At 35.4% G+C, this 4247-nt stretch carries 3 protein-coding genes and 3 pseudogenes; all 6 read right to left on the reverse strand.

Features of this window, described 5'->3' with window-relative positions:
• A pseudogene (locus ACTNDS_RS16510) lies at positions 1 to 178 on the reverse strand (AAA family ATPase); the annotation flags it as partial.
• A gap of 451 nt (positions 179 to 629) precedes the next feature.
• Positions 630 to 857, reverse strand: a complete 228-nt coding sequence (locus ACTNDS_RS16515; RefSeq protein ID WP_441036847.1) for a hypothetical protein — start codon at positions 855 to 857, stop codon at positions 630 to 632.
• Positions 850 to 1539, reverse strand: coding sequence for a DUF3990 domain-containing protein (locus ACTNDS_RS16520; RefSeq protein ID WP_441036848.1), 690 nt, complete (start codon positions 1537 to 1539; stop codon positions 850 to 852). The genes ACTNDS_RS16515 and ACTNDS_RS16520 overlap by 8 nt, the downstream gene beginning before the upstream one ends.
• A gap of 101 nt (positions 1540 to 1640) precedes the next feature.
• Positions 1641 to 2067 (reverse strand): annotated as a pseudogene (locus ACTNDS_RS16525) (AAA family ATPase); the annotation flags it as partial.
• A gap of 525 nt (positions 2068 to 2592) precedes the next feature.
• Positions 2593 to 3984, reverse strand: a complete 1392-nt coding sequence (locus ACTNDS_RS16530; RefSeq protein ID WP_441036849.1) for a lipopolysaccharide biosynthesis protein — start codon at positions 3982 to 3984, stop codon at positions 2593 to 2595.
• 10 nt (positions 3985 to 3994) lie between these two features.
• Positions 3995 to 4247: pseudogene (locus ACTNDS_RS16535) on the reverse strand (hypothetical protein); the annotation flags it as partial.

The raw sequence follows: 4247 nt of genomic DNA on the forward strand, positions 1-4247 counted from the left end.
TAAGCATATTTGCAGTAACAGATTTTCCAAATCTTCTTGGACGACTATTGCATATAAAAGCATCTGTTGACCCCAGAACACTGTTTGTATAATTGAGGATTCCACTTTTATCAACATAGATCCTTGCATTCAAAGCTGCCTGAAATGCCAGATTATCAGGATTAACAAACATTCCCATATTGACACACATCCATTTCTTTAATAATTGCAAAAAAGGTTTCAAATTATCAGAACTCTTGATGAGATAATGATAACATGAAACCTTTTTTGCGTAAAGCGGTATATTGGATTTGCATCATGGGGACCGCTTCATATTTTATTTTTATGCACATCATAGGGCCTGACATTGTGGTCTTGTAAAAGGCTCATAGTTTGTCACTGTCCAGTAGAAGGCAGATGTTGCAGAACTATACTTCAGTCTGGAATGCTTCACCAGGTTGAGGAGACGGTAAATAGCAATCTTAACTTCGATATGTTGATTAGAACAACTTTTATGATTTCTTTAGAGAACTTTAAGGACGTGTTTATTCATTTTATTCGTACCTCATAGGGTCTGACCCTTGTAGCGTCTTCATGTAAAATCATGCATAAGTTTTATTTCTCTTGTACCCAAAATGTACCCAGCGGCTTTAATAGCGGTTTTCGAAGAAGCAGTCTGCAATATAATCTGGAGACTCTGCCCAAAGACCGTTTTCCGTGTTCTGCAGTGTCTTATAGGTATTGGAATGATAGAACTGTCCCAATGCCTCTATGAAATCAATTTTCCTTGCTTCTTTAATAATATCAACGACTGCCCGGATCTGAATGAACACGTTCATCGTGATATCTTTCCCATTAAAGGTATATATCTCACTCATACCGATCCCTCCCAACAAATCTCAAATATTCCAGTGCCTTTTTTGTGTGAAATGATACCTGGTTATTTACCTTATTGTATCGAAGTCTGTTTACAGCTTCCTCCGCATTAAGGATTCCCGCAATGTAAAGCTGAACTGTCTCCATGGTATTATCATCCGCCACCGGACCAATCACAACATCGTAGTCATACTGCAATCCGCCTCTGGATCGGTTCTCTTTGATAAACTCCAACCATTCTATACTCAGGGAATCAAATCTCTTAATTTTCAGTTCCTCATTCTCTGCAAACAAGAACTTCATCACATAATAATCCTTGGAATGATTACGAAGGCTAAGACGGTACGCCCATTCTCTTGCCTGTTCTTCAAGGATCGTTGTATAAAAACCTGTTCCAAAGTCACGCTTGTTGTGTGATTTATTCAACTGAATCTCCGTAAAATCCACGTCCGTTCCATGGAACAGAATCAGGTCGTGCTTATCGTCCTGGATCTCTTTATAAATGAATTCCATAACCTCATCCATTGATACCTGATGCAAATATTCATGCTGAAGAATAATTTTTTCAAAGATCTGATGACGATGAAACAACTCATACGTTGCATCAACTGTCATATGATTCTGCGTGGCATATTCCTCCACCGCTGAAACAGATAGCATCTCTGTATCTGATTGTAAGCTCATGTAAAATCACCCCCTTTTCTCGATTTGCAAACGCTCTTTTCTTGCTTGCTTTTGGAATTATATTATTAATTATATTATTTAAGATAAGTCCCTGCAAGATTAATCGGTAAAATACCTGTCAGATATGCAAGCTGAACATACTTTGTAGGTTCTGTCCCTTTGAAAATACCACGTAAGAAGCGGATATACTCATTCTGGATATCCTCTTTTGTAGCTTCATCACGAATCAGAACATCCCATTCATCAATAATCACAATAAACTTTCTGCCAGTTACAGTATTGATCCGTGCCAGTGTCTCTGCCAGGGAATGATTTTCTTCCGGAAGTACATCAGGATAATATTCTTTCAATTCTGAAATCTTTTGTCTGACTGATTTCCAGCCTGGAAAACATTTCTTCTGAATTGCATCCTTTGCTGTAATACGCTGTAAGCATATTTGCAGTAACAGATTTTCCAAATCTTCTTGGACGACTATTGCATATAAAAGCATCTGTTGACCCCAGAACACTGTTTGTATATTTCATTAATAATTGCAAAAAAGGTTTCAAATTATCAGAACTCTTGATGAGATAATGATAACATGAAACCTTTTTTGCGTAAAGCGGTATATTGGATTTGCATCATGGGGACCGCTTCATATTTTATTTTTATGCACATCATAGGGCCTGACATTGTGGTCTTGTAAAAGGCTCATAGTTTGTCACTGTCCAGCAGAAGGCAGATGTTGCAGAATTATACTTCAGTCTGGAATGCTTCATCAGGTTGAGGAGACGGTAAATAGCAATCTTAACTTCGATATGTTGATTAGAACAACTTTTATGATTTCTTTAGAGAACTTTAAGGACGTGTTTATTCATTTTATTCGTACCTTATAGGGTCTGACCCTTTTGGTCCTACAACAATAAAAAAAGCGCGGGGATGGGTTTTTAGTTGTTTGGTGGTGTTTGGATTGATAGTTGCATAGGAAGCACAAATAAACCCACACAGCCCAATCAAGCAGGTAAGTAAAAAATTCGGGGTGTTTGGTTTCCAAGGAAATGACACCGGTACAGTTATCGTTTTAAAAGTGCATTCAATAAAAAATCTTTTTCCTTTACTCCAAATATGACTACTGTAATGATTGCTGTCAGCCACCTGATATACCAATTATTTATAAATAAGTAGAATGCCAAAACTGAAACGATGATAACTATCAATGGGTAAACATAGCGCTTTAAGCCAAACACTTTTGAATTAATCTTTCTCGCATACCTATAATGCAAAATTAAGGAAAGAATATATGAAATTAAAGTTGTATACGCTGCTCCAACATAACCCCATATATAAATAAATACAATGTTCAGTAGAATATTAGATACCGCCGCAATTGTTGTGTTTATTGATATGAAAACAGTTTTCTTGTAATAGTGTTCAACATTTACATACATTGTATAGATAAAAATGAAATAGTTTGCCAGAACGATAGGCGGGATTATCTTTATCCCTTCCCAGTAAGCTTTTGTCGATAATAGTTTTACTATCTCAGGACCGACTAGAATAACACCTATCATGGCAACGCTCATAAACTCAACATATTTTTCAGCAAATGCATTTATGGAATTATAATCCCTTTCATTCATTTTCCTAGTAAAAAATGGTACCCAAATTCCATCAAAAGCTGTCGTTATTACTATAGCAATCATACTGAAATTATAGATAAGTCCATAAATACCGGTTTCCTCAGAACTCCGAATCATTGTGATCATTGTTCTATCTGATTGTGAAAGAATATTTAGGACTATGCCATGAAGTACTAGTGGTACCGAAATTCTTAATCCATATTGGAGATATTCCTTATTAAATCTAACTTTTGTACCTTTAAAAGAGTATAAAAGAGCCATCAAGCCAAATAATAAAGTAATAATAGCGTTAGGAACAATTCTTCCAAAATATAGTTCTGATGACAGTACTTTTTTTATCAAAAAAATAGAAACAATTGTAGATAACAGATTTGGAAGAACCATTAATGCCGTTCTTGCTTTGTACTGATAATTCATCATAAAAAACATAGATACATTTTCTATGATTGCAGTTGCGAGAGCTTGTATTAAACAAAGTATCAGTATTGATAAACTAAGGTTTATTGGAGCAATAAACGATATAACTATTACAATTAAAGAAAACAAACACCCAAATAAACAAGTAAATGTTGTAATAACAGAAAGAAAATCTTTGGTATGTTCTTTGTAATCAACAAACGATGCCCTTACAGCCATATAAAGTGCAAGACTCATAAACATCATCAGAATAGACACCCATGAATTATAAGTCGTAACAATCCCATAATCGGAAACACTTAATATTCTAGTAAAAATAGGAACTGTGATAAACCCAATTCCTTTATTGAACAACGTTCCAACAAGATAAAACGTACTGGCTTTTTTTAAATTTGATTTTCTTTCCATCGCTTTTATACTACTTTCTATATTTTTCGATAACGCAATGCGCGAATTCCAGTGGGTTATCTTTGAAACTATAGAACTCCATTATTTGTTCTGGTTCTAAGTCAAACCACTTCGATTCTTCCATTGCATCAATAGTTTCTTTGTTGAACCTATATTTAATTACCTTCGCTGGCCCCCCCAGCCTGTCCGAAAACCTTATTTTTAGGCATAAATTTAGCCCCTTTCCTTCATCTGTGACATTGAAAACTGAATAAAATACACAG

The sequence above is a fragment of the Blautia sp. HCP3S3_C12 genome, from assembly GCF_052064155.1.
GTDB lineage: Bacteria > Bacillota > Clostridia > Lachnospirales > Lachnospiraceae > Blautia_A.

What these genes read in the sequence shown, in the direction of transcription:
- ACTNDS_RS16515 (WP_441036847.1), bottom strand. Translation starts at nt 857, where the DNA reads ATGAGTGAGATATATACCTTTAATGGGAAAGATATCACGATGAACGTG.
- ACTNDS_RS16530 (WP_441036849.1), bottom strand. Translation starts at nt 3,984, where the DNA reads ATGGAAAGAAAATCAAATTTAAAAAAAGCCAGTACGTTTTATCTTGTT.
- ACTNDS_RS16520 (WP_441036848.1), bottom strand. Translation starts at nt 1,539, where the DNA reads ATGAGCTTACAATCAGATACAGAGATGCTATCTGTTTCAGCGGTGGAG.